This is a genomic window from Ectothiorhodospiraceae bacterium BW-2, from assembly GCA_008375315.1.
GTDB lineage: Bacteria > Pseudomonadota > Gammaproteobacteria > Thiohalomonadales > Thiohalomonadaceae > BW-2.
In genome coordinates, this window is sequence record CP032507.1 from 1133988 (window position 1) to 1148481 (window position 14494).

Below are 14494 nucleotides of genomic sequence, written 5' to 3' on the forward strand. Positions count from 1 at the left end.
AAAACGGTAACTATTCAGGCGTTTTTAGCGATTAATCACGACTAAGCTCTGGCCGCCCTAAATCGATATCTACTCCGTTTGACAACAGCTCCTCAGTTCGAGCCGCAGAGTAGTCGCGATAGGATTGATGGCGGTGGTAGCCAGCGGCCACATAGCGCATCGACTCTTTAAAATGGTGCACAAACAGCAAACTATCGTGACGACGAATGAGTTTACCCCCATCAAAAGCCAACACCCCCGGTCGATAGATCATCTGATAGTGCTCAGCTAGCGCCTTAGGTGTCGTTGCTCGACCATCGGGGCCGATCATCTCCTGCTCTGAGGCGGCATCTAAACGCACAATCGTAAACGGCTCTAGCTCTTTAGCGACGAGAGGGTGCGCCAAAATCCCATCATGAAACTCGTTGCAGTCATAACAGCTACTCTCTTCAAAAATCACCATTAACGGCCCCTTAATAGCGGCAAGATCTGTCGTTTGGGTAAAGAGTGGACTGTTCCGCAGAGCATAGACATCGCGTTTTAGCATCGTCTGCATATAATCACTTAGTGAGGTGCTCTGGTAGGCCTTACTGGAGACATAGTGCAAAACCTGCTCAAATCGCGCCGCTGCCCGATAGCCATCGACTCGCGCGACAGGCTGATTGTTTTGATCGAGAAACAGAATCGCCGGTGTCGCCCAGACATTGAGCCTATCGGCCAGCGCCTTTTCGGTCAGAGTGAGCTCATCACTAAAGACTACCTCTCGATCACCCTGCACATTAATCGCAATCGAATCAAAATGTTGTTGAATAAAGCCCGTTAACGGCTCGCTCTCAAACGACTCCTCCAGCATTCGATCGCAGTAGGGGCAGCCGTTCAGATGAAAAAAGAGCAGCAGGTGCTTCTCTGCCTCGGCCGCCTCTTCGACATCCTCGGCCATGTCGAGAAAGCTCTCCTTAAACCACCCTGGGATCGAATGCATCACCCCACCGGTAACCACCCCGCGCTCACTGGCCACCGCCGCGCCGATTATCGAACCACCTAAGGCCAAACTGGCGATACACAGCCCCTTAACGATTAAATAAATGCCTACTCTCATCATCTGTAATGGCTCCTTCTACGGTTATAGATAAACAGTTAGCGATCACTGCCGCTAGCTGCGACACCTGCGGCGGATTGAGCATCGTCAGATGATCACCCGGCACCTCAACCACCTCAACGGCCCTACTCACATAACGCCCCCAGCCAAAATCGGCCTCAGCGCGCATCGCTGCCGACTCCTCTGCCGCTAGCTCACCCGGCTGTAGCTCAGCCGAACGCAACAGCGTTACCGGTAGCGATAATGGCTGTGTCGGCCCAACATAGTGACAACGCAAATTGGCCTGATAGACGCCAATAAAGCCCCTTAAATGGCTCAGCTCACCCCCTTGAGGCAAGACACCGGTCGCCATTAGCTGTCGATGGAGCAGAGCCAACTGCGACTCATCACTATCGAGCTGACGCAACGACGCTACCGTTATACCCAGCTCAACGCCATAACTATGTTCCGCAATCGCCGCCACTTGCCCCAGCCACTGCGCCTGATCCCACTGCACGCCGGTCGGTTGCACGAAGTGGGGCGCTGGCGTATCGAGCAGCACCACTGTGCCGATCCTCTCCCCCTGCTCTGCTAGCTGTCGCGCCATCTCAAAGGCGACACTCCCGCCAAAAGAGTGGCCGGTAATGTAGTAGGGGCCACTAGGCTGCTGCTGCCGTATAGCGTTCAGATAGTGGCTCGCCAACCCCTCCACACTCTCAATCAGCGCCGTTTTGCCATCCAATCCCGGTGGCTGTAGCCCATAGACTGCGATCTGCTCATCCAAGGCGCTAACGAGTGGCTGAAAATAGACCACATTCCCCCCAGCACCGGGCACCACAAACAGCTTCACTTGAGCCGCACCGCCTTGGCGCATCGTAATCAGTGTCGGCCAGAGCGACTCCCCCCCCGTCTGTCGTAACAGATTGGCCAGTTCGGCCACCGTTGCCCCCTGAAACAGCGCCGCTAACGGTAGATGGCGATCAAAACGGTCGGCGATTTCAGCCATTAACCGTACCGCGACCAGTGAGTGACCACCGAGCTCAAAGAAGTTATCGGTCACACCAATCGGCTGGCGCTGTAGTAGGTTCTGCCACAGCGCCACTAACTGCAACTCTAGCGGATCACGCGGCAAGATCCGCTCTCGCTTGGGCGGCGATTGATACCCCTCCGGTAGCTGTAGCGCGTTACGATCCACTTTGCCATTTTGGGTCAGTGGCATCGTCTCTAGTGGGAGAAAGATCGTCGGAACCATATAGTCGGGCAGCCGCTCTAGTAGATATTGACGCAAGCTATCGACGCTATCTGGCTGCCGTAACCGCAAAAAGGCCACTAGCTGCTGACCCCTATGCTCATCCTCACGCACCACAACCACCGCCTGAATAACCGTCGGGTGCTGCTCTAACAGAGTCTCAATCTCCCCTAACTCAACTCTAAAACCACGAATTTTGACCTGCTGATCGATACGCTCTAGATAGATTAACTCCCCCTCTGGCGTCCATTTAACCCGATCACCGCTACGATAGAGCCGCGGTGGCCACGATAACTCCTGCCCTGATTTAGTTATAAACGGACTAGCCATAAAACGCTCCTCGGTTAGCTCTGGTCGGTTAAGATAGCCACAAGCCACCCCCACACCACCGATGAGTAGCTCCCCTGTCACCCCGATCGGAACCTGCTCCAGCTCACTATCGACCACATAGAGCAACGTGTTATCTATCGCCCTGCCAATCGCCTCGTTGCCCTCACTCGATCCGGCACCCTCATTCGACTGACTTAGGCCGATGCGCTTTATCGTTGACCAGACGGTGGTCTCCGTTGGACCATACATATTCCATAGCTGCTCGCAGCGCGGCAACAGCTCAGCCGCCAACCGTTTCGGCATCGCCTCCCCACCACACAAAATACGCAGCGACCGACTCCCCTGCCAGCCGACCGCCAACAGCAGCCGCCAGGTCGCCGGTGTCGCCTGCATCAGGCTAATCTGCCGCTGCTGTAGATAGCCAAGCAGCGCCTCACCATCACGCGCCTCGCTCTCGCTAGCCAGTACAATCGTGCCACCTGCAGCCAGCGTCCCCCACAGCTCTAGCACCGCAATATCGAAAGAGATAGTCGTTACCGCCAATAGCCTATCGGTCGAGTAGAGGCCAGGCTCCCTCATCATACTGGTAATAAAGTTAACCACCGCCCGATGGGGCAACATCACCCCTTTAGGACGACCCGTCGAGCCGGAGGTGAAGATAATATAGGCCAACTCCTCGCCCGAAATCGTCACCGGCAGCGGTTGCGCCTCCCGTGACGCTAACAGAGCCCCCGTATCGTCACTATCGACCAGCAACCGCGCCCCTGCAGATAGCGGCAGCGTATCGACAAGCGCCTGTTCGGTCACCACCAGCGTCGGCCTACCCTCGTCAAAGATCATCGCCAGCCGCTCTTTCGGATAGGTCGGATCGAGCGGAATATAGGCCGCGCCACTCTGTAACACCGCTAGCAGCGTCGGCACCAGATAGCGGTTTCGCCGCAGCGCGACGGCAACTCTATCCCCCTGTTTCACCCCCCGCTGCTGTAACAGATGGGTAAACTGCCGCGCTAGGTGAAATAGCTGCCGATAGCTAAACTGCTCGCCCGCCACCTCTAGCGCGATCGACGCAGCAGAGCGCTCAGCCTGCGCCGTTAACAGCTCGACCAGTGAGACGGTCGCTAAGGGGCGCTGGGTCTGGTTCCACTGCTGTAGCTGCCGCCTCGTCGCCGGCTCGATTAGCGGTAGCCGACCCACCGCCCCCTCGGGCGTGGCCACAATCGCCTCTAATAGCGTCACATAGTTGCGCCAAAACTGCGCCATGCGCCATGGTTGAAAGAGATCGCAGTTATACTCCAGCTCACCGGCCAATGCCCCACTGCGCTCGGTCAAAGAGAGGGTAAGATCATATTTGGCAATCGTGTTGGTATGCTCAACTCGCGCCACCTCTAGCCCCTCAAACTGCGGCAGCTCAGCTGGAGCGCTCTGGTAAGAGAAGAGCACCTGAAAAATCGGCGCATAGCTGAGATTGCGCGGCGGTTGCAGCGCCTCCACTAGCTGTTCAAAGGAGAGCTCTTGATGGTTAAAGGCGGCCAGAACCCGCTGCCGCACCTGCTGTAACAGCTCAATAAAGGGCTGCTGCGGCTCAATACCAATACGCATCACCAGCGTATTCATAAAAAAGCCGATCAACCCCTCAATCTCACTGCGAGAGCGGTTCGCCGAGGGGGAGCCTATGACGATGTCATGTTGATGACTGTAACGACTCAGCTGTAGCGCGTAGCCCGCTAACAGCACCATATAGAGTGAGGCTTGATGCTGCTCGGCCAATTTTCGCAACCCATTCGCCAGCTCAGATCTAATCTCAAAGCTAAGCGTTGCCCCCCGAAAACTCTGCTGCGCCGGCCTAGGCGCATCGGTCGGTAGCTCCAGCAGGGGAGGTATCCCCGCCAACTGCTGCTGCCAGTAACTGCGCTGGCGCTCCAGTTCGCCCCCGGCCATCCAGTCGCGCTGCCAGCGGGCGTAGTCGCTATACTGGATCGGTAGCGGGGGGAGTGCCGGCCTCTCGTTACGACAGGCGGCGCGGTAGAGCTGCTCTAGCTCCCGCCCCAATACACCAACCGACCAACCATCGGCAATAATATGGTGTAGCACTATTAGCAAAAGAGAGCTGTTCGGCGCGGTACGGATGAGCGTCACCCGCACCAGCGGCCCCTGATCTAGCTTAAAGCGACGCTCAATCTCCTGCTCCAGCCAGAACAGCTGCTGCTGCTCGCGCAGCTCAGGGGCAAGGTGGCAAAGATCGATCACTAACGGCGGCGGTAGCGCCTTTAACCGCACCACAGGTGCCCCCGCTACCGTATCGAATACCGCACAGAGACTCTGCTGACGCTCGGCCAGCCAGCGCCACGCCTGAGTCAACGCTGACAGATTGAGCGAACCGGTTAACTGTAGCAGCAACGGAATATGGTACGCCTCCCCCGCCCCTTCGAGCTGATCTAAAAACCAGAGCCGCTGCTGGGCAAACGAGAGCGGCAGCGCCTCACCCGCTTGGCGTGCCTCAACCCGCTCTAAGGGAGGGGCTGTCGTCACCGCCACCGACTCGGCCCTCTGCTCGCGCTGATAGCCCAACCGCTCGGCCAGCTGCCACGCCGGCTCGCCTAAAAAGTCCTCCTGATAGCGCTCGCGCCACCGCTCTGAGGCCGCGGCATCAATTTTACTATGGCTATGAAACTTAACATCGCCGAGCATGGTCGATTCGGCATGAATCCCGTCGGTCATACGGCGCTGGCGCTGCTTCGCTTCATAGAGCTGTAGCATCGTCGGCTCAAACGCCAGCCCCAACTCGTGGCAAAGTCGCTCCATCTGCTGTTTCGGTTCAGCTGTCATCGCCTCAAAACTAATGTGGCACTGTCGCTGTGGCGGAATCGTTGCTAAAAAGCGGTTAATGTTATCGTGACTCTGCAACCAAATCAGTTCAGCTAACTGGCGTGGGGTAAAGTTGTGCGGATAGCGGAAGAATATCTGATGCAGTTTCGCCTCTTCAAACGAGTTCATCATACCGTAGGGGTGGCGGTGGAGATGGATATAGAGCGGCTGGTCAAAACTCTGCTCCATCCGCTCCAATATCGACCGGTGCAGCACATAGGAGGGCGATTTATCGACCAATATCCGCTCACCTAACCACTGCTGCATCAGGCCGTAGTAGTCGTGCACACTCATGTCGGCCTGCTCCAGCTCTGCCATCAGCGCCTTCGCCCCGTCGGCATCGAGACCTTTCAGCTCCATCACAGCGCGCAGATTGCCCTCCAGCCAGAAGGCATCACGGCCGGAGCAGACCTCTGCCCGCTCACCTAGGGTATTAAACGGCATCAGCTCCAGCTCTGGTGGTGCAAATAGCTGCGAGTGGCCGCCCAATAAGACTCGCAGCAGGGTGGTACCTGAACGGGGCGGCGCTAACACAAAGATAGCACGACGATTTTTAGGCCGGTTCGCTAACTGCGGTAGCGGCGCTAGCGGGGTAATCGCCTCGCGTAGCTGCTGCCACTCAGCTTGACCTAAACGCAAATCGTGCTGCTGTGCTACGCCACTATCGCCATTAAACCGGGTCACAATTTCGGGGTAGTGCTGCGCCATATAGGGCAGCAGTTCGGCAATCGTCGGCGCTTCAAACAGCGCCACCACATAGAAGACTGAACCGGTCTGCTGCTGCATTCGGTTGGCAAAAATCGCCCCCTTAATCGAATCCCCCCCGAGTTCAAAGAAGTTATCGGCCATACCGACCCGCTCAATGTGCAAAATCTCTTGCCATAGGGCTGCAATCAGCTCAGCTAAGGGGGAGTCGGGCGCCACATAGTCGCCACTATCGATACTCATTTGCGGCTCAGGCAAAGCACGGCGATCAATTTTACCATTAGCTGTGAGTGGCATCTGCGCCAGCACCACCCAGCGCGCCGGTACCATATAGTCGGGCAGCTGCTGCTGTAACCGCTGCCGTAGCGGCTGAATAAAATCGGCCTCATCGGCAAGACCGCTAACCCACGCCACCAGCTCGGCACCGCTATCACTTTGATGGACGCCCACCACGACCGCGCTCACTCCCGGCTGTGCGGCGATGGCACTCTCAATTTCGCCCAGCTCAATTCTGAAACCGCGAATTTTGACCTGCTCATCCATCCGACCCCAATACTCCAACCGGCCATCGTGCCGCCGCCGTGCTAAGTCGCCACTGCGATAGAGTCGCCCCGCCTGAGGATCGATATTGACAGTTTCTGCTGCGATAAAGCGTTCGGCAGTGAGCTTTGGCCGGTTAAGATACCCTTTCGCCACCCCGTCACCGCCGACTAACATCTCACCCGCAACACCGAGCGGCACCGGCTGACCATAGCGATCCCGCAGATAGAGGCTCAAATCGGCCAGCGGCTCACCAATCACGCTGCCGTTTTGCGCTAAATCGGCCGCCGTAATGGTATGCCAAGTGACATGAACGGTGGTTTCGGTAATGCCATACATATTGACTAGCTGCGGCTGCTGTAATCCATGCCGCTTAACCCACCCCTGTAGGCTCTGTAGCTCCAGCGCCTCTCCGCCAAAAATCACCCACTTTAGCTGATTCGCCGGACCACCACGCAGCCGATCGATCTCCATTAGCTGTTTAAACGCCGACGGGGTCTGATTCAGTACCGTCACCTGCTGTTCAATCAATAGCTCCAGAAAAGCATCGGGCGAGCGACTCACGCCATAGGGCACCACCACTAACCGCCCACCATAGAGTAGCGCACCCCAAATCTCCCACACCGAAAAGTCAAACGCATAGGAGTGAAACAGCGTCCAAACATCATCAGCGCCAAAGTGGTAGATCGACTCACTGCTCAAAAAGAGCCGCACCACATTAGCATGGCTCACCTCCACCCCTTTAGGCTTACCGGTCGAGCCGGAGGTATAGATCACATAGGCGACCTGATTCGGTTCGATTTTGTCCAGATTGCTATCTGGCTCTGTGGCTAAAGTCAGATCACTCACCTCAATGCGGCGAATGGATGCCCCGGCTAACGGCAGTAACCCGCTATCGGTCACCACCCGCTGCAGCGCCGCATCGGTGGCGATATAGTCGAGCCTTTCGGCCGGATAGTTCGGATCGAGCGGGACATAAGCGCCCCCCGCTTTTAAAATTGCAATCAGCCCCACCAATAGGTCGTGACAGCGCGGCAGGGCTAAACCGACCCGCTCCCCCGCCGTGACTCCCGATTTGACCAGCCGATGAGCCAACTGGTTGGCACGGCGGTTCAGTTCAACATAACTTAGGCTACCGTTCTCATCGCTTAGGGCAACGGCATTAGGGCTCTGCGCCACCTGCTGTTCAAACCAACCACAGAGGCTCTGCGTTACCGTAAAATGTCTCCCCTGACCGCGCCACTGCCACTGCTGCGCCAGTTCAGCTGCATCGACCAGCGGTAGATGACGAATCGCTTGGTCTGGATCGGCCACCACCTGCTGTAACAGCCGCTGAAAGTGGCGTGCTAGCTGCTCTATTGTCGCTGACCTAAAGAGATCGGTACTATAGCGAAACCGGCCATAGAGCCCCTGCGGTAGCTGCTCCATCGACAGTACTAGATCAAACGGTGCTCTGCTGTTTTCACTCTCCAGCGGTGTCAGCCTCAGCCCCTCCAGCTCCACCGGCTGCATCGGTGCATTTTGCAGCGCAAACAGCACCTGAAACAGGGGAGTATGGTTCAGCGAGTGGCGAATATTGAGCGCTTGTAGCAGCTCATCAAACGGCACTTCACTATGGGCGTAAGCGGCAATCGCCATCGGCTTAACCCGTGCTAATAGCTGACTAAAGCTCGGATTAGCGCTTAAATCGATCCGAAACGGCAGCGTATTTAAAAACAGCCCGATAAGCGGCTCCGACTGCGGATGCGGTCGTACCGACACCGGCGAGCCGATGACCATATCCTCCTGATCACTGTAGCGGCAGAGCAGTACGCCAAATAGCGCCAGTAGCGCCATAAACGGCGTGACCCCCTGCTGTTGGCACAGGGCGTTAAATTGATCGCTTAAGTCACCGGAGAGCTGAAACGGCAGCGTCGCGCCACGATAGCTCTGTTGGCGTGGTCGGGGGGAATCGGTCGGTAACTCCAGCCGTGTCGGTGCATCGGCTAGCTGCTCTCGCCAGTAGGCTAGCTGCTGCTGTAGTACGGCTCCTTGTAGCCGCTGCTGCTCCCAGGCGGCAAAGTCGCCATACTGTATCGCCAGCGGCGGCAGATCGGCACTTACGCCACGACAGGCGGCCAGATAGAGCTGCGCCAGCTCCTGCACCAAAATATCGAGCGACCAGCCATCGGCAATAATATGGTGCAGGGTGAGAATAAAGACCGCCCGCTGCGGTGCTAGCTGGACTACCGCCGCCCGTATCAGCGCCTCACCGGCGGTGAGATCAAACGCCATCTCCCCCTGCTGCCGTATTAGCTCTGTCACAGCGCTCTGCTGCTCACCACTGTCGCTTAAATCGAACTTTTGCAGCACTAACCGCCCCGCCTGAGCATCAAACTGGCGCGGTGCGCCATCCACCACACTAAAGCGGGTGGCTAACACCTGATGGCGCTCAATCAGCCGGTTCAGCGCCTGCTCCATCGCCGCTAGGTTAAACGCCCCCTCCAGCTGCAGTGCCATCGGTAGCATATTATAGGTCGCGGAGTTACCCCCATCGAGCTGATCGAGAAACCAAAACCGGCGCTGAGCATAGCTTAACGGCAGCCCCTGTGTTCGATCGGCAAGCGCCAGCGGCTGCTGTAGTAGCTGCTCGCCCCGCTCTAGCTCAGTCAGCAGCGCAATCAGTGCCTCTTTTTCCGCTTTTAGTCGCTCTAATAGCTCACCGGCAACCACCCCCTTCGGGGCGCTAAAGCGGAGCTCTCCTTTATCAAGCCGCAGCTTAACTTTTAACTGCTGTAGCTGCTCAAATAGTTCCAGCGCGGTCATAGCGTTTGAAATCATTTTTAGACAAATAGCCCCATAAAGACCAGCCCTACGGCAATATAGATAGCCCCCTCCATCGCCCCAATGGCGACATTTCGCTGCTCACCCACTTCGGTAGCGACATCAATGCCGCGCAGCACTAGCTGCCGCACCCCCATTGAGACCACCGTTTGAGCCACAAAAAAGAACAGCCCTAGCCCGACCCAAGCCGTTAGCGAGAGGGTGAGCAGATAGGGATCATAGACCACGACGCCCGAGGTGGCCGTCATCGCCAACCCGACGCCGATACGATAGCCACTAAAGCGCAGCGCGAGGGCACAATTACCACTCTCAATCTCGCCATGGAGGGTTTTGCCATCCTGAGCATGGGCACGATTAAAGATGTAGTAACGGTAGAGCGTCGCCAGATAGAGCACCAGTTGAGAGACCACAAAGCCGACCAGTACCCCAATGAGCCCAAACCAGCTCGCCCCATCCACCCAGGTCATCACCGCCCGCACAATGAGCGCTGTCGAGAGCATATTGCCCGCATCGACAATCGCTGCGGCCATATTACCCTTCGCTATCCCCTGCTGAATCGAAATATCGCTCATATTAAAGCGCTCAAATAGGTGGCGGGTGAGTAACATAATCACCACCCCCAAAATAGCATAGGAGACGATGAGGGTAATTTCGGCCACGATGGTTCGACCGACATCTCCCGAAGCCACCCCCATTAACATCACCGCAATCGCCACCATAGCGCCAGACATGGCCACACCGGCGGCGGCATTGTCATCGTGCGATAGCACCTCGGTCAGCTTCATACGGGTAATGACACTGCCCAAAAAGCGGGTCAAAATGGCTAGAAAAGCGATTAACAGCGCCAAATCAAGCAGATAGAAGCTGAGTGAACCGCTGGAGAGAAGATAGAATTGACTCAATTGCTCCACAAGATATTCTCCAAGATAGTCTAATTTAAAAACAACTACTTACCGCCAAAACCGGACGAGCTGCGCGAACTGCTGCTGCGGGAGCTACTACTGAATAGCGCTGAACTCCGCTTAGGTGGCGAACGACTGCTGCTGTGACTGTTATTAGCAGCGAACAGCGTTGAGCCGCGTTTGGCCGGAATATCGGCGTGTCGCGGCCCATCCCCCGCCCCCATGCGCTTACCATAACTGCTGTTGCGCTCAGAGGTACGGGTCAGATAGCTACTCATGCGTTTTTGACCGCTCGCTGAACCATACTGCTTTGGTGGCGGCGCGGCCAGCGCCTTACCCTTGTCAGCTGCCTGCTGTTTGAGCGTACTATGACGGTTGTAATCTTTATAGGAGCCGTAGCTCTTCCAGCCATAGTCGTTATAGTAGGAGTAGCGCGGCTGACTGTACCAGTTGCTGTAGTAGATGCGCCGATCTCGCCGCTCCATCGCATCGCCGACCTCATCGACGATGGCACTTAGCAGCAGATAGGGGCCGACAAACTGCCAAAAGCTATCGCCGTTACTATCGGTCTGCCACTGGCCATAGGCGGGGTTACCGACCAGATAGCTCCCCGGTAGCTCCGATTTAGCGCTATCGGCCGGAATATCGATCCGTTTTAGCTCCCCCTCGGAGAGATCGGCTAAGGTGTTGACCAGATCGAGTAGCGAGTCGTTAAAGACCGCCAAATCAGTCGCGACATAGAGCGACTCTAAATCGTGCAGCGCCTGTTGATACTCCTTTCCGTTTTGGGGGTGCTGATTGAGTGCCAAGTAGCGCTGCTGTAGCTGCTGAAATAGGCTCCCCTGACGGGTGACATCTTTGGCCAAGGTCTCGGCAATCGGGGTCAGCTCTGGCTTTAGAATCGATAACCGCTGCGCGTAGTGCTCCACAATGCGCGCATTAGCCAGCGCCTTGCTGTCGAGATTAGCCCCTAATAGCTCCAGCCGCTCCCCCGCCTGCGGATAGGCCTCCTGTATCGCCGCTTCATACTCATTCGCGCAGCCGCTTAACCACAGCAGGGTCGTTAATAGTAGCGCCCCAAACCAGTGCATTTTAGGTCTCATTCCCCCTCCTTACGCAAAAAACCGTGTGCCTGCATGAGCGCTGCCACCTCCTGCGCCGGAGGTTTATCGCCCTCATTGACAATCATAATCAGAGCCTCACCACGACAGAGCTCAGTTGAGCGCGGATTGCAGTTAATCGCCCCGGTTAGCTCCTCAAAGGCGACCGCTAGCCCTAAATCGACCAGCGCCACCACAATATCACGCCATTTAGCCTCAAAAGAGAGATCGTAGCGCACATACTCATCGAGACTGGAGTTAAACAGGTTCTCAATCACCTGCTCCGCCCCTCTAGCGACCAGCCCCCGCACCACCATCTCTGGGTAAGCGCGAATAGGACGAAGCACAATATCGGCTCCTGCTAGGCGTAACCGCTCGCGGTTATAGTCATCCTCATGCACAGACTCCGCCACTACGGTCGCTAAGCAGCCGCTATCTCTCAGGCGGTGAAGAATATCGAAGGTGCGACTATCAGAGCCGTAGTCGTGCTCATCACTCGCTAGGATAATCACCACTTTGGCCTTATCCACATTGACGGCTCGAAGCGTCTCCAGATCGTTCGCATCGCCGCTATAGAGCAGCGGCACCAGAGCCGGCTTATCCATCTCCCGCAGCGACTGCGGCAGACCATCGGGGTAGGCGGTGGTGACGATCTGCACTGCCGTCTCACAAAACGCCTCACTGCGACGCAGATGCTGTATTAGGCTTAAAAAGTAGCGTTCGCCACTCTCGCGGGGGGTATTAAAGATCAGAATATGGTTCTCCATCTGCCACCTCCAGTGTCCACAGAGTCGTTTGTGCCGCATCTCGGCACGCATATCAAAATAGTCACCCGCCAGTTTGCCTAGCAAGAAGATACCCATCAGATAGAGCAGCACCACGGTGCTAAGCCGTCCTGCTGTGGTCGTAGCGGAGAGATCACCATAACCGACCGTGGTCATTGTCGTTAAAGTTAACCAGAGGCCATCGGCAATCGAGAGCTGCTCGAACAGCACCATAGCCGCAGTATGGGCTAGGATGATGAATAGCAGCCACGAGCCGAGCCGCCACCAGTCAACACGGGCCACAGCTAGCTGCTTGATAGCGCGACGACGCCAGAATCGGCGTAGCAGGAGGAACATCGGTTATCAGGTGGAGTGTCGAGAGCTCGCCGCCGGCCAAAACTCCCTAAATTTTCGAAGCGGCAACAGAGTAGCGATATAGACTTCGGTACGGCCACCGTCAAAGACCAGAAACTCCAGTCGGTGCTGGCGATCATCACTCACTAAAAAGGCGTAGTCACAGCCAATTTCACCCCCATTTTGGGCACTCGGCATGGTTCGGTGGCGATAGTCGGTCGCATAACGGTAGGCTTTGAGATAGCCCTCCTGCCGATACTGCTCGTTACCCCACCCTTGCAGGCTATCGGGTAGTCTCTGCGGTGGCTGTACCGCCTCTAAAACATGCAACATACCACTGTCAGGATTCAGTAACTCGACCACCGCCTGCTCCTCGACTAGCTGTAGGAGATCCTCGGGGAGTAGCTCAATCGCGACCTCAATCTGATCGCCAGAGGCGGCCAGAATACGGATCGACTGCTCGCCATCTTTGAGCCAAAGGTAGCAGCGTTTGCTGCTCTCGCCGCCACAATCGAGGGTCTCAAAGCGGGTCACGGTATAGGAGCGGTTACTTAGCTGTGGCTGTTGGCAGAAATCGAACTGCACCATATCGCCCTGCTGTAGCTGTTCGGGATGGTCGAGCTGGCGGGGGGCGGGTGCCCCCCCTTCGCCCGACTTAAAAAAGTCAAATAGCCCCATGCTATGGTGCCTTTTTCGCCCGCAATCTGGCGCGAATATCTTCCCGACTGCCACCGCCTTTAATAATACCCGCCTGCTTCATGCGATCTTTTAGCTCGCTACCGGAGCTACTGCTAGCTAGCTCGCGAGCCGCCTCCATTTTGGCACCGCGCTGCTGCTGCTTCTCCTTCACCCGCGCAATGCGCTCGGCTGCGGTGGTCATTGAGGAGGAGGCACCGGAGTACTTCTCAGCCGTCATTGCAGCTGCCCGCTGCGCCGCTTCCGTCGCCTTAAGATTTTTAATTTCGCGCTCAAACGCCTTCACCGAGCGCTCTGACTCCAAAATAGTGCCCTTTAGCTGGCGCACATTTTCGGCATAGCCGTTATGGAGCTCACTCTGGGCGTCGAAATCCTCCTGAATATCGATAATCCTATCGGCAATATCATTAAACAGCGCCTCATCCCCCTTCTCATCGGCCTGTGCCGCGTACCCCTCGTGCTCTTCGAGCGACGCTTTAAGCTCAGCGACCCTCTTAGCCGCCAGCTTCTCCTGCGCCATCACCTCAGTTAGCGCCTCTTTGGCCTTGCTCATCTCGTTTTTCGCATCACGAATCGACTGTTCTAGCGCGATAATCGCATTTTTATCGGCCAGCTCTTCACCCGCTTCGTTAATTGAACCGCGAATAGCATCGACTAATGTTCCAAACCAACCCATTGCATCTCTCCTCTACTTCTTCAGATAGACGCCCAAGGCGTCAAAGGCATCTAGTGTATTATCACTCAACAGGCTAAGCTCCTGAATGACATTCTCCATAATTGTGTTCACCGACATCGCCCCAAAGAGCTGAAACATACTACCAGTCTTACCAAAGGCCGATAGCGGCATCGGAATATTGGCCATTAGCATCGATTGGATCATCTCATCCATCTTGTCCGCTATGACCTCCTCCTCGCTCCACAGGTTAACGGTACAGGTAATCTGCTCCTCATCAATATCGACCATTATCGGAAACTCCTCCCGACCCTCAATGGTCACTTGAAGCAGCTCCTCTATCTCATCGACCACACTCACGCTCATAGCCAGACCGTTTTCGGTCGTCGCGCCCTCTAAGGTCTCCAATAACTGTTGCAGTTTGGCACTCACCAAT

General features: G+C 56.3%; 8 protein-coding genes. All 8 read right to left on the reverse strand.

Features of this window, described 5'->3' with window-relative positions:
- Positions 1 to 31: 31 nt before the first annotated feature.
- The 8 genes from D5085_05430 to D5085_05465 are packed head-to-tail and all read right to left on the reverse strand — an operon-like array spanning position 32 to position 14493.
- Positions 32 to 1081: a thioredoxin gene (locus D5085_05430; GenBank protein QEP42622.1), complete on the reverse strand. Its 1050-nt coding sequence runs from the start codon at positions 1079 to 1081 to the stop codon at positions 32 to 34.
- Positions 1050 to 9566 carry a non-ribosomal peptide synthetase gene (locus tag D5085_05435; GenBank protein ID QEP42623.1) on the reverse strand — a complete coding sequence of 2839 codons (8517 nt, stop codon included), beginning with the start codon at positions 9564 to 9566 and terminating at the stop codon, positions 1050 to 1052. Before D5085_05435 ends, D5085_05430 begins: the two co-directional genes overlap by 32 nt.
- 2 nt (positions 9567 to 9568) lie before the next feature.
- A complete protein-coding gene (locus tag D5085_05440) occupies positions 9569 to 10480 on the reverse strand; it encodes a DUF350 domain-containing protein (GenBank protein ID QEP42624.1) in 912 nt (303 codons plus the stop codon).
- 35 nt (positions 10481 to 10515) lie between these two features.
- Positions 10516 to 11574, reverse strand: a complete 1059-nt coding sequence (locus D5085_05445; protein QEP42625.1) for a hypothetical protein — start codon at positions 11572 to 11574, stop codon at positions 10516 to 10518.
- Entirely contained in the window at positions 11571 to 12692 is a 1122-nt protein-coding gene (locus D5085_05450; protein ID QEP42626.1) for a hypothetical protein, read from the reverse strand. Before D5085_05450 ends, D5085_05445 begins: the two co-directional genes overlap by 4 nt.
- Before the next feature lie 6 nt (positions 12693 to 12698).
- A complete protein-coding gene (locus D5085_05455) occupies positions 12699 to 13367 on the reverse strand; it encodes a hypothetical protein (GenBank protein ID QEP42627.1) in 669 nt (222 codons plus the stop codon).
- A gap of 1 nt (position 13368) precedes the next feature.
- A complete protein-coding gene (locus tag D5085_05460) occupies positions 13369 to 14061 on the reverse strand; it encodes a PspA/IM30 family protein (protein QEP42628.1) in 693 nt (230 codons plus the stop codon).
- A gap of 12 nt (positions 14062 to 14073) precedes the next feature.
- The gene (locus D5085_05465) at positions 14074 to 14493 is read right to left on the reverse strand and encodes a DUF2170 family protein (protein QEP42629.1); all 420 of its coding nucleotides are present in this window, start codon (positions 14491 to 14493) and stop codon (positions 14074 to 14076) included.
- Between the last annotated feature and the right edge of the window lies 1 nt (position 14494).

Coding starts and splice junctions, on each gene's coding strand:
- D5085_05430 (QEP42622.1), bottom strand. CDS start 1,081: ATGATGAGAGTAGGCATTTATTTAATCGTTAAGGGGCTGTGTATCGCC.
- D5085_05435 (QEP42623.1), bottom strand. CDS start 9,566: ATGATTTCAAACGCTATGACCGCGCTGGAACTATTTGAGCAGCTACAG.
- D5085_05445 (QEP42625.1), bottom strand. CDS start 11,574: ATGAGACCTAAAATGCACTGGTTTGGGGCGCTACTATTAACGACCCTG.
- D5085_05450 (QEP42626.1), bottom strand. CDS start 12,692: ATGTTCCTCCTGCTACGCCGATTCTGGCGTCGTCGCGCTATCAAGCAG.
- D5085_05455 (QEP42627.1), bottom strand. CDS start 13,367: ATGGGGCTATTTGACTTTTTTAAGTCGGGCGAAGGGGGGGCACCCGCC.
- D5085_05460 (QEP42628.1), bottom strand. CDS start 14,061: ATGGGTTGGTTTGGAACATTAGTCGATGCTATTCGCGGTTCAATTAAC.